The sequence below is a fragment of the Micromonospora sp. NPDC023869 genome (assembly GCF_055559695.1).
This window is the reverse complement of the sequence record NZ_JBVHKD010000001.1, coordinates 1,001,946-1,020,936: the sequence shown is the minus strand read 5'-3', so window position 1 is coordinate 1,020,936 and position 18,991 is coordinate 1,001,946. Positions and strand designations below refer to the sequence as shown.

The following is an 18,991-nucleotide window of genomic DNA, read 5'->3' as shown; positions in this document are numbered from 1 at the left end:
CGGGGCCGCCGGACGCCGGTGAGCACCTGGTCCCCGTCGCACTGCCACGCGTGCCGACACAGGACCCGGTAAGCCACCGATCGTGCAGAGGGGGCCGAACGTGCGTCCGATCCGTCCCGGGGACCGGGGACCCGCCGTGATCGAGATCCGAGCGGTGCTGACCAGCCTCGACCTTCTCTCCAAGGCGACCGGTCCGTTCAGCGACGAGTTCGACGCAGCCACCGAGCGGGCGGTACGAGCGTTCCAACAGTCCCGTGGGCTCAGCGTCGACGGTCGGGTCGGTGCCGAGACCTGGCGGGCGCTCGACGCGGCCCGCTGGCGCCTCGGTGCCCGCACCCTCTATCACGCCGTCCCGGTGCCGCTCACCGGCGAAGACGTCCGGTCGTTGCAGGAACGCCTGCTGGAGATGGGCTACGACACCGGCCGCGCCGACGCCATCTACGGCATCCGGACCTCGCGGGCGGTGGCCCAGTTCCAGCGCGAGATGGGGCTGGCACCGGACGGGACCTGCGGCCCGCAGACCATGGACGCGCTGCGGCGACTCGGCCGTAAGGTGGTCGGCGGCCGCCCGCAGTGGCTCCGCGAGTCCGACGCGATCCGGCAGTCCGGGCCGACCCTGGTCGGTCGCACCGTGGTCATCGACCCGGGCCACGGCGGCACCGACCCGGGCGTGGTGGTGCCGGACGGCCCACTGCGCTGGACCGAGGCGGACCTGGTGCACGACCTGGCCAGCCGGCTCGAAGGGCGACTCGCCGCATCCGGCGTACGGGTGCAGCTCACCCGGGGCCCGGCATCGGAGACCTGCCTGCCCGACATCGACCGGGCGCAACTGGCCAACTCGCTCGGCGCGGACGTGTTCATCTCGCTGCACGTCGACGGGCACGCCAACCCGGAGGCCGAAGGCGTCGCCACGTACCACTACGGCACCGACAACGGGGTGACGTCGGCGACCGGGGAACGGCTGGCCGGGCTGGTCCAGCGGGAGATCGTCGCGCGTACCGGGCTGCGGGACTGCCGTACCCACGCGAAGGCGTGGGACCTGCTGCGGATCACCCGGATGCCGGCGGTACGCGTCGAGGTCTGCTACCTCACCTCACCGGCCGACCGGGCACGGCTGATCGACCCCCGGTTCCGGGACCGGCTGGTCGAGGCGATCGTGGCGGCGGTGCAACGGATGTACCTGCCGATCGAGCGGGACGTGCCGACCGGCTCGATCGACGTGAGCGAACTGCGGGCGGCGGTCGCCGCAGGCACCGTCGTCGACTGACCGCCCCCTGCTGCCTCAGCCCGCCGTGGAGCGGGTGGCCGGCGCGGGTCGGACCGGACGCAGCAGCGACTCCGGGCTCATCGAGCCCAGCAGCTTCTCCAACGCGTACTCGACGTCCGACTTCCAGCTCAACGCCGTCCGCAACTCCAGCCGCAGACGCGGGTAGCGGGGGTGCGGTCGGACGGTCTTGAAGCCCACCGAGAGGAAGAAGTCGGCGGGTGCGACGCAGGCCCCGGCGGGATCGGCGGCGTCACCGAACTTGGCGTCGCCGAACGCCTCGATCGCCTTGATGCCCCGCTTGGTCAGGTCGCGGGCGACCCCCTGCACCAGCATCCGACCCAACCCGCCACCAGCGAAGGCCGGCACCACGTTCGCGGTGGTCAGCAACGCCGCGTCGGCCGACACCGGCGAGGTCGGGAAGGCCATCGAGCGCGGCACGTAGGCCGGTGGGGCGTACATGACGAAACCGGCCGGCATGCCGTCGACGTAGATCAGCTTGCCGCAGGAGCCCCACTCCAGCAGCGTCTGGGAGACCCACGCCTCCTTCTCCAGCCCCGGGTCACCCGCGGCGCAGGCGCGATCGGCGGAAACCGGATCAAGCTCCCAGTAGACGCACTGCCGGCACGGACGGGGCAGGTCCTCCAGCGTGTCCAGGGTCAGACTGACCAGACGTCGCGACATTGGCGCTTCCCCACACTAGGCTCGGACTCGGGACCGACCCGGATGGCTCCGCCGCATCCCCGCCCCCGACGAGCGATCGTACGCCGCCGATCGGCGACGCGGGAGGGGACGCGCAAATGCCCTCCTCAGGCACGGTCGACACCGGTCCGGCATGTGGACGCGCGGTAATCGAGGGCGCTCCTGACGGTGTATGGCGGCTACCATCGACACTCGGCGCGCCGTGTCGCCATGGTCGCCGGTGTCCTGGGTATCCCGGGACGGGAGCTGTCCGAGCAGCATCGAGGTGATGTCATGACCGGCACGACACTCGACGACTACACCGACCGGTACGCGCGCCGGGTGCGGGGCATGACCGCCTCGGAGATCCGCGCACTGTTCGCGGTCGCCAGCCGTCCGGAGGTGGTTTCGCTCGCCGGCGGCGCCCCGTACATCGCCGCGCTCCCGCTGGACGCCGTCGGCGAGATGCTCGGCCGGCTCGCCGCCGAGCACGGCACGACCAGCCTCCAGTACGGCATCGGCCAGGGAACGCTGGAGCTGCGTGAACGGATCTGCGAGGTGATGGCCCTCTCCGGGATCGACGCCGCCTGCGGTGCCTCGCCGGAGGACGTGGTGGTGACGGTCGGCGGCCAGCAGGCGCTCGACCTGGTGGCCCGACTCTTCCTCGACCCGGGTGACGTGGTGCTCGCCGAGGGGCCGACCTATGTCGGCGCGCTCGGAGTGTTCCAGGCCGCCCAGGCACAGGTCGTGCACGTACCCATGGACGACGACGGCCTGATCCCCGAGGCGTTGGAGATCGCCATCGCCGAGCAGGCCCGGGCCGGGCGGCGGGTGAAGTTCCTCTACACCATCCCCACCTACCAGAACCCGGCCGGCGTGACGCTGAGCGAGGAACGCCGGGAGCGGGTCCTCGACATCTGCGAGCGCGCGGGCCTGCTCGTGATCGAGGACGACCCGTACGGCCAGTTGGGTTTCGAGAGCGAGGCGCCGGCACCGCTGCGCGCGCGCCGCCGGGACGGGGTCTTCTACCTCAGCACCTTCTCCAAGACGTTCGCCCCGGGGTTGCGGGTTGGTTGGATCCTCGCCCCGCACGCCGTACGCGACAAGCTGGTCATCGCCAGCGAGGCGCAGATCCTCTGCCCCAGCGCGTACGCCCAGGCCGCCGTGAGCACCTACCTGAGCACCATGCCGTGGCGCGAGCAGTTGAAGGTCTACCGGGAGGTCTACCGGGAGCGGCGGGACGCGATGCTGACCGCCCTGGCGGACCTGATGCCGGCCGGGACGAGTTGGACCGTCCCCGGTGGCGGGCTCTTCGTCTGGGCCACGCTGCCCGAGGGCCTGGACTCGAAGGCGATGATGCCCCGGGCGATCGCCGCCCGGGTGGCCTACGTGCCGGGCACCGGCTTCTACGCCGACGGCACCGGCAACGGCCACATGCGGCTCAACTTCTCGTTCCCGCCCCCGGAGCGGATCCGCGAGGGGGTCCGTCGGCTGGCCAGCGTGATGGAGCAGGACATCGCCATGCGGCGGGTGTTCGGGGCGGTCGGCGCGCCGGACGCGCGGCGCGGTCGGGCCGGCTCCGACACCCCGGGTCCCGACTTGGCATGATGCCCGGCATGGGTGCCACCGCTGCCAGAGAATCCGCCGTGTCCGGTCCCGCCACCACCGACCTCCGCGTCCTCGTGCTCGCCGGTGGCCTGTCGTACGAACGGGACGTGTCGCTGCGTTCCGGCCGCCGGGTACTCGACGCGCTGCGCTCCGTCGGGATGGAGGCCGAGCTGCGGGACGCGGACGTGGCCCTGCTGCCCGCGCTGGACTCCGACCCGCCGGACGCCGTGGTGATCGCCCTGCACGGCGCCACCGGCGAGGACGGCTCACTGCGTGGCGTCCTCGACCTCTGCGGTGTGCCGTACGTCGGGTGTGACTCCCGCGCCTCCCGGCTCGCCTGGGACAAGCCGTCGGCCAAGACGGTGCTGCGCGAGGCCGGGATCGCCACGCCGGACTGGGTGGCGCTGCCGCACGACCGGTTCAGCGAGCTGGGCGCGGTGGCCGTGCTGGACCGTATCGTCGCCCGGCTCGGACTGCCGCTGATGGTGAAGCCCGCGCAGGGCGGCTCCGGCCTGGGCGCCGCCGTGGTGCGGGACGCCGCGTCCCTGCCGGCCGCCATGGTCGGTTGTTTCGCGTACGACTCGACCGCGCTCGTCGAGCGGTACGTGCCCGGCATGGACGTGGCGGTCTCCGTCATCGACCTGGGCGACGGCCCGCAGGCCCTGCCACCGGTCGAGATCGTGCCCCGCAACGGGGTCTACGACTACGCCGCCCGCTACACCGCCGGCCGGACCACCTGGCACACGCCGGCTCGGCTGGACGCGGCGGTGGCCGACGCGGTGGCGGAGGTGGCGCTGGCCGCCCACACCGCACTCGGTCTGCGGGACCTCAGCCGCGTCGACCTGATCGTCGACCCCGCCGGGCAGCCGCACGTACTGGAGGTCAACGTATCTCCGGGGATGACCGAGACGTCGCTGCTGCCGCTCGCGGTGCAGGCCGCCGGACTGGACTTCGGCCAGGTGATCGCCGACCTCGTCGCCCGAGCCGCCACCCGCTGAGCACCTCCTGGCGGCTCCGGCGACTCCGTCGGCACCCTCACCCCTGCTGATCGGCCGTACGGCCGTTCACCGCCCGCTGGACGCTGTTGCCGGGCGAGGGGTCACTGTGCCGGGCGGGCGCCTTCGCCGCCGGGGGCCGCTGCTGCCGTCCCCGTGGTGGTGGACGACTCCACCGAGGTCGCTGCGGCACCCGTCTCGCGGGGCTCCTGCTTCGCCACCGGGCGCTCCGCGACTGGACCGTCAGCCGTAGCCGACGGCTCAGCTTCCTGGTCCTCAGCATCCTTGTCCTCGGCGGGTTCGTCCGCGACGTCCCTCGCCTCCCCGTCCGAATCCTCGACGGCCTGCTCCGGGAGCGTGGTGCCGGGCGGACCGCTCGGCCGTTCGGCCGGAGACTCGTCGGCGAGCGCAACGTCCGGCGGTTCGGCCGTCTCGCCGATGGCGTCTAGGAGCGACCCGCCCTCGCTCGGCTGGGTCTTCTCGGCAGGTGCCGCCTGAGCGGCGAGGCTGGACGGTGCCTGCCACTGGATCCGGGGTGGCTCGGCCAACGGCCGACCCCCGAACTCCGCGAGCCAGGCGGCGACCAGCGCCAGGTTCTCCCGCCACTTGTCCTCGGAGATGGGCGGCAGGATCGAGTCCCAGAGAGAAAGGAACGTGCCGCGCAGTTGGAGCCGCCCGTACGGTCGGGCGAGGAACCAAAGGTGCAGGTGCGCCGACCCGTCGCCCCAGCGGTTGACGTGCACCCGGGCCACCCCGTCGAGCGAGCGGATGGCGCGCTCCAGGCGCACCGTCATCACCCCCAGCTCGGCCGCGAGCAGGTTGGGCAGGTCGCCGAGATCGAGGTGCGACCGGGACTCCAGGATGAGGACCATCGGCAGGCCGGTAGGACGGTCCATCGCCCGTACGCGCCACCTCTCACCCACCCAGATGTACGCCTCGTCGGGTGCCTGGCATGCGGTGCATTCACGATGCGCCTCGCCCTTACGGGGCGGCTCCACCGCGACCGGTTCGTCGAGTCGCTTGACTTGCAGGTCACCTTCGAAGGGGAATGACGGCCACTGGGTGAAATCCGGGACTGAGGGAGGGGTGTCGTGCACGAGGCTGACCCTAACCGAGTACGGCACCAGTGTCCCTACCCGAAGCATGTTCGATTCCGCAGCGGCTCGGATCGCGGGACAGCAGCCCACCCTCCCACTTTCCCCAGAGTTATCCACAGGCTTGCACCTCGACGTGTGGCCATCGTCATCCCCAGTTCGACAAGGGTTTTCGGCCTCCGTTTCACGTGAAACGGAGGCCGACCTGTGGAAAACCGGTGTGGATAACTTTCTAGCCGCTGGCGACCTCTGCCACTGCCGCTCGTTTCACGTGAAACGGCGGAGTCAGCGGGCCGGTTCGATCGGCTCCGCTCCGAGCCGAACGACACCCTCCGGGCCCGAATCCGCGACGTGAGCGGATCCCTCGGCCTTGAACCCACCGCCCTACCCCGTCTCACGGCGGACCTTCCTCCAGGGCGGCAACGGAGTAGTCGTCGTTGATGCCGCCCTCGCGGTAGGTGGTAACGCCCGGCTGCGGCCGACCTACCGACAGTCGGCGGCAGGTGAACACGCTCCCCACCACTGAGCGTCCTCGCCCAGTTCGCTCCCCATGGCGGATCCTGTGCCGGAGCGCGTGGCCGCTTGGCGCGCCCGCTTTGCGATCAGGCCGGGCTCGCCCGCAGCGCCTAGGCAACGGGCGGTGGGGCATGCGGTCGCAACCCCTCGCTCTTTAGGTTCGCGGCCCAACTGAACGACGTCGGCCTGATTCGCGGATGCCAGACATGTCGTCGACGCGCTGCGGGCGGGATCCACTGGCGACGGGCTTTACCCCGGACCCCGGTCGAGGCCGCCGCATCGCCATGCCGCGACGGAGTCGCCACTTCCCGCCCCTGGCCGCAATCAGCGTGTGAGCCGCAGATGGGAACGGCGACACCCACGCGGTGCCCAGACTGACGAAGTCGGATTGCACCGGCCCGTTTCACGTGAAACGGGCCGGTCGAGCGGAGCGTTGCCGGACATCATCGGGTCGACTGTGGCGGGTACCGAGGGCAGGAGTCGACCTCACTCGGCCGAATGCGCGGTGGATACGAGCGGCAGCCGTCACTGCCGTCGAGTCGCACGCTCGACCTCCGAGGTGGGTTCCGCCTCTTGCCTCCGCCTTCGGGCAACGTCGCCGGTGCCCCCATGCACTGGCGTGTTGGTTGGCGCGACTCCGGATCACAGGGAATATCCGTCGAGGTGCGTCCGTCCGTTGGCTCCTCCCCAGGACCAGCTCCGCAGAGGCCGCTACACCGAGATGGCCCTCATAGAGGTCGGTCCACCGAGGCTGTTTCGTGGAGGAGTCTCATCGCCCACCCGCACCTGGCATACTCGCGCTCGACTCGGGCGGCAGCAGCACCTTCAGTAGGCAGCAGGAGGAGCCTCGTACCCTCCGCCGCCCGTACCCCCGGTTTCGAACTTCTCAGATCGTCCAGGCACCGGACGGGTCCGCGCCGGCGGCGAGTGCCTCCGCACCTCCGCCGCGAGCCCTACCACCCGCGGGCCTTTCCGTCCGCGTACCTCCCTGCCGCGAACGGGAGGCCGTCCGCCTCGGCCCGAGGCCCCGCCCACGACGCGGCCCCTCCGCTCCCGGCCTCCTCCTGCCACGAACCTTCCGCTCGCGCAAACCCCGCCGCGAGCCCTTCAGCTCGCGCTCCACCGGCCTCGGACCCTTGCGGTCGCCGAGTTTGCGCCGCGTCGAACGCTGCCAGCCCGGGAGGCCGCTTCTCCAGAGCGCTGAGCGGCCCGTGAGCGCCTCGTACGACGCAGTGCGTCGACAGAGGCTAGGGGACACGATCTCGCGACCTCAGGCGGCTCTCAGGCGGCGTTATCTGGTGGGCCGTGCCGGTCTGCCTGGGCAATGACAACGGCCGCGCCCTCTCGGGACACGGCCGTTGGTCGGAACGAGGATGGCTCAGTCCTGTGCTTCCTCGGCCTCGACCCCGATGATGCCGACGATCCGCTCCAGGTCGTCGACCGTGGCGAACTCGATCGTGATCTTGCCCTTGCTCCGCCCGATGTCGACCTTCACTCGGGTGTCGAACCGATCCGAGAGACGGTCCGCGAGGTCGTTCAGAGCCGGGGCGACCGGCTTCGGCCGGCGCTTGGCCGCCTCCTTCTTGCTGGGGCCTTCGCTGAGCGCCAGCGCGACGATCTCTTCGGTGGCGCGGACCGACAGCCCTTCGGCGACGATCCGCAGCGCGAGCTGTTCCTGCGTCTCCGCGTCCTCCAGGCTCAGCAGCGCCCGGGCGTGACCGGCGGAGAGCACTCCGGCAGCCACTCGCCGCTGCACCTGGGCCGGAAGGTTGAGCAGGCGGATGGTGTTCGAGATCTGCGGCCGGCTGCGCCCGATACGGCGAGCAAGCTCCTCGTGCGTGGCCCCGAACTCCTCCAGAAGCTGCTGATAGGCGGCCGCCTCTTCCAACGGGTTGAGGTTGGCGCGGTGGATGTTCTCCAGCAGGGCGTCCCGCAACATCGCGTCGTCGCGGGTGTCCCGGACGATCGCCGGGATGCTCTCCCGACCGACGGCCTGGGCGGCTCGCCACCGCCGCTCGCCCATGACGAGTTCGAACTTCTCGTCGTCGAGCTGCCGCACCACGATCGGCTGGAGGAAGCCCACCTCCTGGATCGAGGTCTTCAGCTCCTCCAGCGCCTCCTCGTCGAAGACCTGCCGAGGTTGCTTCGGGTTGGGCACGATCGAGTCGACCGAGATCTCGGCGAACCGGGCGCCGGGCACCGGGCTGAGGACCGGGTCGGGAGTGACCGCGGGAAGCGGCGCTTCCGGTACGAGCGGCGCGGGTGCCTCCGGCGCTCCGACGGCGGCTCCGTTCGTGATGACGCCGGCACCGGCACCATCCGGCTCCTGTACCGGCCCGGTCGGGATGAGTGCCCCAAGGCCCCGCCCCAGACCGCCCCGAGGACGGTTCTTCATGCCACGCCTCCCAGCGCCTCTTCCGCACTACGCATTCCGGCTCACCGGCTCCTTGACGCCACGCTCGGCGATCTCCTGGGCGGCCTCGAAGTAACTCGTCGCCCCCCGCGATCCGGGATCGTAAGTCACCACCGACTGGCCGTAGCTGGGCGCCTCGGAGACACGTACGTTGCGCGGGATCACCGCCTGGAGCACCTTGTCGCCGAAGTGGTTCCGGACGTCCTGCTCGACCGCGTCAGCCAGGCGGGTACGCCGGTCGTACATGGTGAGCAGAATCGTGGAGACCTCGAGCTGCGGGTTGAGGTGCTGACGGACCAGGTTGATGTTGTTGATGAGCTGGTTCAGCCCTTCGAGCGCGTAGTACTCGCACTGGATCGGGATGAGCACCTCCTGGGCCGCGACCAACGCGTTCACGGTCAACAGGCCGAGCGAGGGCGGGCAGTCGATGAAGACGTAGTCGAAGTGGCCGGGGTAGGCGGTGATCGCACGGGCGAGCCGCGACTCACGGGCCACCACCGAGACCAACTCGATCTCCGCACCGGCCAGGTCGATGGTGGCCGGTACGCACCAGAGGTTGGGGATGCCCTCGACCGCCTGGGCCACGTCCTCCAGCGGGACGGAGTTGATCAGACAGTCGTAGACGTCCGGCACGCCGGTGTGGTGCGGCACGTTCAGCCCCGTGGAGGCGTTGCCCTGCGGATCGAGATCGACCACGAGCACCCGGTTGCCGTGCAGGGCCAAGGCCACTGCAAGGTTCACCGTCGTCGTGGTCTTACCTACGCCGCCCTTCTGGTTCGCGACGCACATGACCCGGGTCCGGTCCGGCCGAGGCATGGTCACCTCGCCACTGGGGTTCAGGATCTGCACGGCGCGCATCGCCTCCATTGCCAACGGTGGATCATCCTCTTCGCGCGTCGGGGTTTCACGTGAAACGTACGCGGCCCCGGTGTCGGCCGGCTCGTAGGGCCCGGCCGAAGGGCCAGGCGTGTCGGGGGCCGGACGGGGATCGGGCACCACTCCAGGGGCCGCTTGATATGTCGCCGCCTCGAACCGCGTGGCGGCCGAGGTGTTGCGGCGGATCGGGATCACACGTGCGTCAGGGGTGGCGTTCACGGGTCGACCGGTCCCGTCCGACGCGTCCCGGCCGGACGAGAGCTCCGGACTCGGTGACCACGGTACGCCAGACGTCGGCCTGTCCCGCATGGACTCCGGCGGGTCCTGGGCGCTCCCTTGAGAGCGCCAGCTCGGGTAGTCGGTTTCACGTGAAACAGGGTCGCCCGCTGACCCGGTCACGCGCGGATCGTCGTACCTGCCGTCGTCATGCACCTGTCATCCCTGCCCGCTTCGGATGGTCGGTCTGCACCCGTCACCCGGGCCTCTCGCGCTGTCCTCGCAGAGGTACCGCCCGGCGGGAGCGGCCGGCCTTCGGGGAGACCCATCGCCGCCCGCCCCACACTATCGACGCGCGGTCAGCCTACGGCGCATGGGCGTGGCGGGTCCACGTCGGGTTCGCAACCCGCCGGTCAGGATGACGCGATCCGGGACAGGAAGCGGCCTCACGGAGGTGTTCGATCAGCGCTGTCCGGCCGGAGGGTTAGGAAGGGACCCTTCCTATGCACGAGGCGTTAGGAAGGGTCCCTTCCTTACATCCGGCGGCGGGAATTCTTGGAGGTGCGCTTGGCCGCCGGGACGATCACCCGTTCACGGACGACCTCGACCACAGTGGTCGGTGGCGTGATGACGTCCTCGCCACAGCGGCGCAGCACTGGCTCCCCGCCGCCGAGGCGGTGTACCGCCCGGGCGTGCTCGGCGATCTCGTCGGCGGCCGAGGCGCCCTTGAGTGCGATCAGGCGTCCGCCCGGCGCGGCCAGCGGCAGGCACCAACCGGCGAGTCGGTCCAGCGGCGCGACCGCCCGAGCGGTGACCACGTCACTGGGAAGCAGTTCCGGTTCGGCGACCGCCTCGTCGGCCCGCCCCCGGAACACCCGCACCGAGGCGGTCAGACCCAGCGACTCCACGGCCTCGTCGAGAAAGACGGTGCGCCGGGCCAGCGGCTCGACAAGCGTCACCGTGAGGTCGGGGCGGGCGATGGCGAGCACCAGACCGGGCAGACCGGCCCCCGATCCGACGTCGACCACCGTCGCACCCTGCGGAATCAGTTCGCCGACGACGGCGCAGTTCAGCAGGTGACGGTCCCAGATCCTGGGCGTCTCGCGCGGGCCGATCAGTCCGCGTACCACACCGTCGGTGGCCAGCAGTTCGGCGTAGGCGGCGGCGAGGTCGAGCCGGTCACCGAACAGGTGCCGGGCCGCCTCGGCCAGTTCGGGTGGCAGCACGGCCACCGCAGGGTCGGTACCGTCGGCTGCGGCCGGGGACGGATGGGGCCGGGGCGGAACAGCCGCCGGCCCGGGCGGCGTACCACCCGGGCCGGACGGGGAAACGCCCCTGGCGTCGTCTGCGGTCACCCGTCAGCCTGCGGGCTGAACGACGATGCGGCGGTTCGGCTCGACGCCCTCGGACTCGCTCTCCACGCCGTCGATCGCGTTCACCACGTCGTGGACGCACTTGCGCTCGAAGGCCGACATCGGCTCCAGGCGTACCGCCTCGCCGTGCTCCTTGACCTTCTCGACCGCGTTACGCGCCACCGCGGCGAGTTCCTTGCGCCGGTTGGCCCGGTAGCCGCCAACGTCGAGCAGCAGCCGGCTGGGCGAGCCGGTCTGCCGGAAGACGGCGAGCCGGGCCAGTTCCTGAAGCGCCTCCAGGGTGGCGCCGCGCTGGCCGACCAGGTTCTGCAGCCGGCCACCGACGACCTCCACCACGGGACGGCCGCCCGACACCAGCTCGTCGATGTCGCCGTCGTAGTCGAGGATGTCGAGCAGCCCTTCGACGTAGTCGGCTGCGATTTCGCTCTGCCGGAAGAGGTCGCCCTCACCGGCGGCCTTGCTCGGCGCCTTCTCGGCGTCGGTCTCCTCCGGCTCGCCGTCGACCGGAGCCGCCGCCGTCGGCTCCTCGTCGTCCAGGGGCTGGTCGGCGCGGGGGATGCTGGTGTCGGTCACGGTGTCATCTCCGTACTCACTCGGCCGGACCTCGGGTCCGCTGGTTTCCCGCGGCCGGCGGGACGTCGCCGGTGCCCACGGGCACGTCTGTAGGGCAGTGTCGCCCGTTCGCCACGTCGTAGGCGGCGCTTCCACGCTCCGGCGCCGGCCTCTCGGCGGCAGCACGTCGCGCAACGGGCCGCCGTCGGTCTCCCGACGGCGGCCCGGCCGTTTCAGCCCTGCCGTTTGGCGGGGCGACTCTTCTTCGGGTTGGTCGGCTTGGCGCCCGGCTTCGGGCCGGCGACCTTCGGCGCGGCCGGCGCGGGCGGCGCCTCGGCCGGCTTGCTGCGGCCGAACAGGCCACGGTTCTTGGCCGGCTGCGCGCCGTTCCGCGCGGCGGCGGTGGTGGCCGGCTTGCTGGTGGCGGTCACCGGCGGCGGGAACTTCCGCAGCACCCACTGCTGCTGGCCGAGGGTGAAGAGGTTGTTGGTGACCCAGTAGATGATCACACCGATCGGGAAGATGGCACCGGAGATGAGCAGCGACAGCGGGATGCCGTAGAGCATCAGGCGCTGGATCATGCGCTGCTGCGGGTCCTCGGCCCAGCCGGTCTTGAGGATCATCTGGCGGCTGGTGAGGTAGGTGGTGCCCATCATCACCAGCACCAGGACACCGGCCATGATCTTCACGACGGTGCCGTTGGCACCGAGCTGCGCCAGCTCCGCGGCGGTGGAGCCGAACTTGCTGGCGATCGGCGCGGTGAAGAGGGTCGCGTCCGAGGCGCTGTTGAACTGGTCGACCGTCCAGCCGTAGATGTCCTTGTTGTTCTTCGCCGGGTCCGGGTTGAGGCGACGCAGGACGTGGAACAGGCCGAGGAAGACGGGGATCTGGAGGAACATCGGAAGGCAGCCCATCAACGGGTTGGCCTTTTCCTTCCGATAGAGCTCCATCATCTCCTTCTGGAGCGTCTCCCGGTCACCCTTGTGCTTCTCCTGCAGCGCCTTCACCTGCGGCTGGAGCGCCTGCATGGCCCGCTGGGACTTGATCTGCTTGACGAAGACCGGGAACAGGATCACCCGGACGGTGACCACCAGGAAGACGATGGCGAGAATCCAGGCCCAGTTCGTGCCGAGGACCGTGGCGTCGGGAATCCCGATGGCCTCCCAGGCCGAATGCCAGGCCAGCAGGATCCACGAGATCGCGTAGTAGATCCAGTCGAGACTCAATTCTCGGCTCCAGTCACGTCGGCAGGTCGGCGGCTGCCCGGCTCCGGTACCGGGTCGTATCCACCAGGATGGAATGGGTGGCAGCGCGACAGTCGCCGGACCGTCAGACCGGCTCCCCGCAGCGCGCCGTGCCGGGCAATCGCCTCCAGGGCGTACGCACTGCACGACGGGTAGAACCGACAGCGGGCCGGCAACGCCGGACTTATCCACCGACGGTACGCGATGACGGGCAGGGTCAGCACTCGGGCACCGGTGGTAGCCGGGCGCGGCGACGTGGGCTCTGAGCTCACCGTGGCCGCCGTTCCCGGCCGGTCCGGCCGGCTTGGGCGGCGGCGAGCGCCGCGTCCAGGTCCGCACCGAGTCGCTGGTACGTCGCGTCGGCGGTGGCCGGCAGCGCGCGTACGACGAGGGTGCTCCCGGCCGGCAGCGCGGCGAGCCGTTCCCGGGTTAGATGCCGCAACCGGCGACGGACCCGGTTACGGACCACCGCGGGCCCGACCGCCTTGGAAACCACGAAGCCGGCGCGGGACACCGGTGCGGAGTCTTCCTCCGCACCGCCCCGCGCCGGCTTCGGCGCTACTTCTGCGGCTCCGGGTGTGACCGGCAGCGTCAGGTGCACGACGAGCGTGCCCCGACCGGCTCGTCGGCCACCGCGAACCGCTGCGGCGAAGTCGATGCTGCGCCGCAGTCGTTGTGCGGCCGCCAGCACGACTGCCGTCCCCGGAGCGGACCCTGTCGGCCTCAGGCCGACAGGCGGGTGCGGCCCTTGGCGCGGCGGGTCGAAAGGATGGCGCGGCCGGCCCGGGTGCGCATGCGCAGCCGGAAGCCGTGGGTCTTCGCGCGCCGGCGGTTGTTCGGCTGGTAGGTGCGCTTGCTCACGTCAGGCTCTCCGTTGTCGGACGCCCGGACACGTGGATCGTCCGGGTCGTGGTGGTCCAGGCCGCCGCTGCGGTGGCCCCGATCGGCGCTGCCCGGATGGCTTGTCACCCCGGCGTTACGGGGCGCGACCACGGGCAGCAAGCACCCATCACCCTAGCAGAGGGCGTGAGAGCAGCCCCTCCAGCCTAGGTCGGGGGGCAATCACCGTCAAACCGGCGCGGTCGGGCCGTCACCTGCGGCGACAACCGCCCGAAAGCGGGGGATTTCGCTGATGCCGACAACGTGCCAGGCGCGTCGACGGTTGATGATGCGGCGACATCGCTGTTACCGTGCCCGATTGCGGTCAGCGTCTCCAGTTCCGGGATGTCGCCGCCAGGCAAGACCGGACACGGTAGTGAATCGTTCGGCACGGTGAACCCGCTTCAGCGCCCGGCCACGGCAGGGGGGCAGGTCCGACCCGCGCCCGGCGGGCGGCCACAATCGGTCGGCACACAGGCTGTGGATAACTTGTGGAGGACGACCGGTGCGGCGTCCGGGTGGGTGAGAAGTCACACCGCTCGGTACCAGGCATCCGGACAGCCGGAAAACGGCGGCGTCCGGGGGAGCAGAGGCGAGGGGGTGGCACGACGGTGGCCGGTACGACCGACCTTGCCGCGGTGTGGACGGCGACGACGGACGAGCTCGCCGACGAGATCATCTCCGCGCAGCAGCGGGCGTACCTGCGGCTGACCCGGCTACGGGCCATCGTCGAGGACACCGCGCTGCTCTCGGTGCCGGACGCGTTCACCCGGGACGTGATCGAGTCTCGGCTGCGGCCGGCCATCACCGAGGCGCTCACCCGTCGGCTGGGTCGGCCGATCCAGGTCGCGGTCACCGTCCGCGTACCCGAGGACGGGCACCCCACCGGCACCGTCTACCGCAGCTCGCCGGAGCCCGGCATCGGCCCTCAGGACGGCCCGGTCGACTTCGACGCTCACGGGTCGGACGTCGGCCCCGCCGGTGACCCCGGTCGGCAACAGCTCCCGCTGATCCCGGAACAGCCGCAGCCGGGCCGGTTCGACCGGCCCGTGGCGGAGGTGCCACCGGCCGACGGCGGTGGGCGTACCGGTCACGGTCCTCCGTTGGTCGACGGCCAGGAGACGCTCTTCGGCCACGCCTTCGGCGAACCGTCCCGACCGCACGACCGGCCGACCGAGGTGCCCCGGCGGCCCGCCGACCGACTGGGCTTCACCGAGCAGGGTGGCCGGATGGACTCGCCGCAGAGCGGTCCGCACGGCTTCGCCGGACGGTACGGCGACGCCCACGGGGTCTCTCCCCGCGACCAGCACGTGATCCGGGCGATGCCGAACGACGGCGGCACCGACAGTGGGCCCGGTCGGGGCAACGCCGACCACCGCCCGGTCGGACGGGACGACCGTCGGCTGCCGACCGGCGCGGACAGCGGCGGTAACCGGCTCAACCCGAAGTACATGTTCGAGACGTTCGTCATCGGTTCCTCGAACCGGTTCGCGCACGCGGCGAGCGTGGCGGTGGCCGAGTCACCCGCGAAGGCGTACAACCCGCTGTTCATCTACGGCAGTTCGGGGCTGGGCAAGACCCACCTGCTGCACGCCATCGGGCACTACGCCACCACGCTGGGCAACGCCCGCTCGGTCCGGTACGTCTCGACCGAGGAGTTCACCAACGACTTCATCAACTCGCTGCGGGACGACAAGACCAGTGCGTTCCAGCGCCGCTACCGCGACGTCGACATCCTCCTGATCGACGACATCCAGTTCCTGGAGAACCGCGAGCGCACCCAGGAGGAGTTCTTCCACACCTTCAACACGCTGCACAACGCCAACAAGCAGATCGTGATCACCTCCGACCGCTCGCCGAAGCAGTTGGCGACGCTGGAGGACCGGCTGCGGACCCGGTTCGAGTGGGGCCTGCTCGCCGACATCCAGCCGCCGGACCTGGAGACCCGGATCGCGATCCTGCAGAAGAAGGCGGCCCAGGAGCGGCTCTACGCCCCGCCGGACGTGCTGGAGTTCATCGCGTCCCGGGTGTCGAACTCGATCCGGGAACTGGAGGGTGCCCTGATCCGGGTCACCGCCTTCGCCAGCCTGACCCGGTCGAGCGTGGAGCTGTCGCTGGCCGAGGAGGTGCTGCGGGACTTCATCCCGGACGGCGCCGGCCCGGAGATCACCGCCGACCAGATCATGGTCGCCACCGCCGACTACTTCGGTGTCAGCCTGGAGGACCTGCGTGGGCACTCCCGCTCCCGGGTGCTGGTCAACGCCCGCCAGGTGGCCATGTACCTGTGTCGGGAGCTGACCGACCTGTCACTGCCCCGGATCGGGCAGGCGTTCGGTGGACGGGACCACACCACCGTGATGCACGCCGACCGCAAGATCCGTCAGCAGATGGCCGAGCGGCGTTCGCTCTACAACCAGATCGCCGAGCTGACCAACCGGATCAAGCAGAACACCTGAGGCGTACGCCCGCTAAGCGGTGCCCACGACCCGGCCGGAGCCCTCCGGTCGGGTCTCTTTTTGGTCTCGACCGTGGACTCTCGACGAGGTGTAGACCACACCATCGCAGGCGTGTCCGCTCCGGCCCGCGCTCGTTGTCCACAGCTCGTTGTCCACCGCCGGTGGATAACCACGAACCGTCGGCACCCGGTTACCCACAGGCTGTGGAGAAACCCTGGGGACAACCCTGTGGACGCCTGTGGGCGACTGGGGACAACGCGTCGCTCTGTCCACCGACGACGACCCACCTGTGGACGCCCTGTTGAAGGTTCTGGGGATGACGGGGTCCGAGACGGTCTCGGCTGTCCACAGGACTGGGGAGAAAGTCGGTGGATTACCGGTGGACAACCGGTGGACGACGGTGGACAACGCGGTGCACGACGAGGGCCTGTGGACCACCAGGCGAGTTTTACCTCGGGTTCTCCACAGCGAAACCACACGTGGATAACGTCCTGACCTGCGTCGACGCGAGTTCTCCACAGTTTGCACAGGTGCGATGAAGACGATGGGTTATCTCTTCTAAGAGAACGAAAACCAATCATCACCGTTGGACTTCCTGTGGATCGGGCCGATGCTGTCGGAGGCACCCGTCAGCATCGACTCGATCGCCAGGGGTCGGGCGCACAGCCGATACCCTCGCGCCCTAAGGTGCGATGGGTACCCGCACGCCAGGTGGGTCGGTGGGTAGCGGCCGGCATGAGAGAGTTGACGACGTCGACGTCGACGCGGAGGCATTGATGAAGTTCCGAGTGGAGCGCGACGCGCTCGCTGAGGCCGTGGCCTGGACCGCGAAGAGCCTGCCCAACCGGCCGTCCGTACCGGTGCTGGCCGGAGTGCTGCTCCGGGTGACCGAGGGCAGCCTGCAGGTCTCCGGCTTCGACTACGAGGTCTCCAGCCAGGTGACCGTGGAGGTTCAGGGTGACGCCGACGGCGCCGCGCTGGTCTCCGGTCGCCTGCTCGCCGAGATCACCAAGGCACTGCCGGCCAAGCCGGTGGACATCGCCGCCGTCGGCGCGCACCTCGAACTGGTCTGCGGCAGCGCCCGGTTCACCCTGCCCACCATGCCGGTGGAGGACTACCCGACCCTGCCGGAGATGCCGGAGAGCGCCGGCACCGTCGACGCCGCCGCCTTCGCCTCCGCGGTCGCCCAGGTGGCGGTCGCCGCCAGCCGGGACGAGACGCTGCCGATGATGACCGGCGTACGCGTCGAGCTCTCCGGCGGCACGCTGGCCATGCTCGCCACCGACCGCTACCGGCTGGCGCTGCGCGAGATGGAGTGGAACCCGGACGACCCGGAGACCAGCATCAACGCGCTCGTGCCGGCGCGGACCCTCAACGACACCGCCAAGACCCTCGGGCCGCTCGGTGGGCACGTCGTCCTCGCCCTCTCCCAGGGCGCGGCCGGCGAGGGCATGATCGGTTTCTCCGGTGGCACCCGGCGGACCACGAGCCGCCTGCTGGACGGCGCGAACTACCCGCCGGTGCGATCGCTCTTCCCGGCCACCCACAACGCCGACGCCCGGGTGGCCGTCAGCACGCTCATCGAGGTCGTCAAGCGCGTCGCGCTGGTCGCCGAGCGGACCACCCCGGTGCTGCTCAGCTTCAGCGCCGACGGCCTGGTCGTCGAGGCCGGCGGCACCGAGGAGGCCCGGGCCAGCGAGGCCATGGAGGCCACCTTCACCGGCGAGCCGCTCACCATCGGCTTCAACCCGCAGTACCTGATCGACGGACTGGCCAACCTCGGGTCCCAGTTCGCCGTGTTGCAGTTCGTCGACGCCTTCAAGCCTGCGGTCATTTCCCCCGCCGGCGAGGATGGCGAGCTCATCCCTGGGTACCGGTACCTCATCATGCCGATCCGCGTGTCCCGCTGATCGGTAGAGCACACCCGAAACCCACCGAAAGGTAAGAACCGATGCAGCTCGGCCTGGTAGGACTCGGCCGGATGGGCGGCAACATGCGCGAGCGGTTGCGCGCTGCCGGTCACGAGGTGGTCGGCCTCGACCACAACTTGGAGCTGAGTGACGTCACCAGCCTGGCCGAGCTGGCGGAGAAGTTGGATGCGCCCCGGGCGGTCTGGGTGATGGTGCCCGCCGCCGTCACCGATGCCACGATCGACGAGCTGGCCGACGTGCTCGGCGCGGGCGACCTCATCATCGACGGCGGCAACTCGCGGTTCAGCGACGACGCCCTGCGCGCGGAGCGACTCAACGAGCGCGGCATCGGCTACGTCGACGTCGGGGTCTCCGGCGGCGTGTGGGGCCGTCAGAACGGCTACGGCCTGATGGTCGGCGGTGCCGATGAGCACGTCGAGCGGCTGAAGCCGATCTTCGAGTCGCTCAAGCCCGAGGGCGAGTTCGGGTTCGTGCACGCCGGTCCGGTCGGTGCCGGCCACTACGCCAAGATGGTGCACAACGGCATCGAGTACGGCCTGATGCACGCCTACGCCGAGGGCTTCGAGCTGATGGCCGCCTCGGAGCTGGTCACCGACGTGCCAGGCGTGATCAAGTCCTGGCGCGAGGGCACCGTGGTCCGCTCCTGGCTGCTGGACCTGCTCGACCGCGCGCTGGACGAGGACCCGGAGCTGAACCAGCTCAGCGACTACACCGAGGACACCGGCGAGGGCCGCTGGACGGTCGACGAGGCGGTCCGGCTCGCCGTACCGCTCCACGTCATCACCGCGTCGCTCTACGCCCGGTTCGCGTCCCGGCAGGACGAGTCACCGGCGCTGAAGGCCGTCTCCGCGCTGCGTCAGCAGTTCGGCGGGCACGCCGTCCGTAAGCGCTGA

At 70.5% G+C, this 18,991-nt stretch carries 17 protein-coding genes; 6 read left to right on the top strand and 11 right to left on the bottom strand.

Going from position 1 to position 18,991, the window contains the following annotated elements; genetic code table 11:
* Positions 1–100 precede the first annotated feature (100 nt).
* Entirely contained in the window at positions 101–1,267 is a 1,167-nt protein-coding gene (locus ACZ31C_RS04415) for an N-acetylmuramoyl-L-alanine amidase (RefSeq protein ID WP_465794129.1), read from the top strand.
* Between the two features lie 15 nt (positions 1,268–1,282).
* Here the strand turns inward: ACZ31C_RS04415 and ACZ31C_RS04410 are convergent, their stop codons facing one another.
* Complete coding sequence (locus tag ACZ31C_RS04410) at positions 1,283–1,948, bottom strand: GNAT family N-acetyltransferase (RefSeq protein ID WP_131052118.1); 666 nt, start codon at positions 1,946–1,948, stop codon at positions 1,283–1,285.
* A gap of 291 nt (positions 1,949–2,239) precedes the next feature.
* On the opposite strand from ACZ31C_RS04410, the gene ACZ31C_RS04405 reads away from it, so the two are divergent.
* Both ACZ31C_RS04405 and ACZ31C_RS04400 read left to right on the top strand, forming a co-directional pair.
* On the top strand, positions 2,240–3,553 hold the full coding sequence (locus ACZ31C_RS04405) for an aminotransferase-like domain-containing protein (RefSeq protein WP_465794128.1): 1,314 nt from the start codon (positions 2,240–2,242) through the stop codon (positions 3,551–3,553).
* An 8-nt stretch (positions 3,554–3,561) separates the two neighbouring features.
* Entirely contained in the window at positions 3,562–4,551 is a 990-nt protein-coding gene (locus ACZ31C_RS04400) for a D-alanine--D-alanine ligase family protein (protein WP_449943641.1), read from the top strand.
* A gap of 101 nt (positions 4,552–4,652) precedes the next feature.
* Here the strand turns inward: ACZ31C_RS04400 and ACZ31C_RS04395 are convergent, their stop codons facing one another.
* From ACZ31C_RS04395 to rpmH, 10 genes are all read right to left on the bottom strand, one after another.
* Entirely contained in the window at positions 4,653–5,645 is a 993-nt protein-coding gene (locus tag ACZ31C_RS04395) for a hypothetical protein (protein ID WP_465794127.1), read from the bottom strand.
* A gap of 391 nt (positions 5,646–6,036) precedes the next feature.
* Complete coding sequence (locus ACZ31C_RS04390; protein WP_465794126.1) at positions 6,037–6,162, bottom strand: hypothetical protein; 126 nt, start codon at positions 6,160–6,162, stop codon at positions 6,037–6,039.
* A gap of 1,374 nt (positions 6,163–7,536) precedes the next feature.
* Complete coding sequence (locus tag ACZ31C_RS04385; protein WP_465794125.1) at positions 7,537–8,553, bottom strand: ParB/RepB/Spo0J family partition protein; 1,017 nt, start codon at positions 8,551–8,553, stop codon at positions 7,537–7,539.
* Positions 8,554–8,580: 27 nt separating this feature from the next.
* Positions 8,581–9,642 carry a ParA family protein gene (locus tag ACZ31C_RS04380; RefSeq protein ID WP_396744179.1) on the bottom strand — a complete coding sequence of 354 codons (1,062 nt, stop codon included), beginning with the start codon at positions 9,640–9,642 and terminating at the stop codon, positions 8,581–8,583.
* 554 nt (positions 9,643–10,196) lie between these two features.
* Entirely contained in the window at positions 10,197–10,895 is a 699-nt protein-coding gene (rsmG, locus tag ACZ31C_RS04375; protein ID WP_465794124.1) for a 16S rRNA (guanine(527)-N(7))-methyltransferase RsmG, read from the bottom strand.
* Positions 10,896–11,021: 126 nt separating this feature from the next.
* Positions 11,022–11,609: a protein jag gene (locus ACZ31C_RS04370; protein ID WP_396743745.1), complete on the bottom strand. Its 588-nt coding sequence runs from the start codon at positions 11,607–11,609 to the stop codon at positions 11,022–11,024.
* 212 nt (positions 11,610–11,821) lie between these two features.
* A complete protein-coding gene (gene yidC, locus ACZ31C_RS04365; RefSeq protein ID WP_465794123.1) occupies positions 11,822–12,814 on the bottom strand; it encodes a membrane protein insertase YidC in 993 nt (330 codons plus the stop codon).
* Positions 12,811–13,056 carry a membrane protein insertion efficiency factor YidD gene (yidD, locus tag ACZ31C_RS04360; RefSeq protein WP_217706055.1) on the bottom strand — a complete coding sequence of 82 codons (246 nt, stop codon included), beginning with the start codon at positions 13,054–13,056 and terminating at the stop codon, positions 12,811–12,813. The genes yidC and yidD overlap by 4 nt, the downstream gene beginning before the upstream one ends.
* Positions 13,057–13,100: 44 nt before the next feature.
* Complete coding sequence (rnpA, locus tag ACZ31C_RS04355) at positions 13,101–13,523, bottom strand: ribonuclease P protein component (RefSeq protein ID WP_465794122.1); 423 nt, start codon at positions 13,521–13,523, stop codon at positions 13,101–13,103.
* 32 nt (positions 13,524–13,555) lie between these two features.
* Positions 13,556–13,693: a 50S ribosomal protein L34 gene (gene rpmH, locus ACZ31C_RS04350; protein ID WP_067300964.1), complete on the bottom strand. Its 138-nt coding sequence runs from the start codon at positions 13,691–13,693 to the stop codon at positions 13,556–13,558.
* 629 nt (positions 13,694–14,322) lie between these two features.
* Between rpmH and dnaA the strand changes: the two genes are divergently transcribed.
* The 3 genes from dnaA to gnd all read left to right on the top strand — a co-directional run bounded on the left by dnaA (position 14,323) and on the right by gnd (position 18,991).
* Entirely contained in the window at positions 14,323–16,167 is a 1,845-nt protein-coding gene (gene dnaA / locus ACZ31C_RS04345) for a chromosomal replication initiator protein DnaA (RefSeq protein ID WP_465794121.1), read from the top strand.
* Between the two features lie 776 nt (positions 16,168–16,943).
* Positions 16,944–18,077 (top strand): DNA polymerase III subunit beta, encoded by a 1,134-nt coding sequence (dnaN, locus tag ACZ31C_RS04340; protein ID WP_396743755.1) that lies wholly within the window; start codon positions 16,944–16,946, stop codon positions 18,075–18,077.
* Positions 18,078–18,118: 41 nt separating this feature from the next.
* The gene (gnd, locus tag ACZ31C_RS04335) at positions 18,119–18,991 is read left to right on the top strand and encodes a phosphogluconate dehydrogenase (NAD(+)-dependent, decarboxylating) (RefSeq protein ID WP_465794120.1); all 873 of its coding nucleotides are present in this window, start codon (positions 18,119–18,121) and stop codon (positions 18,989–18,991) included.

What these genes read in the sequence shown, in the direction of transcription:
- ACZ31C_RS04410 (WP_131052118.1), bottom strand. Translation starts at nt 1,948, where the DNA reads ATGTCGCGACGTCTGGTCAGTCTGACCCTGGACACGCTGGAGGACCTG.
- ACZ31C_RS04405 (WP_465794128.1), top strand. Translation starts at nt 2,240, where the DNA reads ATGACCGGCACGACACTCGACGACTACACCGACCGGTACGCGCGCCGG.
- ACZ31C_RS04400 (WP_449943641.1), top strand. Translation starts at nt 3,562, where the DNA reads ATGGGTGCCACCGCTGCCAGAGAATCCGCCGTGTCCGGTCCCGCCACC.
- ACZ31C_RS04385 (WP_465794125.1), bottom strand. Translation starts at nt 8,553, where the DNA reads ATGAAGAACCGTCCTCGGGGCGGTCTGGGGCGGGGCCTTGGGGCACTC.
- dnaN (WP_396743755.1), top strand. Translation starts at nt 16,944, where the DNA reads ATGAAGTTCCGAGTGGAGCGCGACGCGCTCGCTGAGGCCGTGGCCTGG.
- gnd (WP_465794120.1), top strand. Translation starts at nt 18,119, where the DNA reads ATGCAGCTCGGCCTGGTAGGACTCGGCCGGATGGGCGGCAACATGCGC.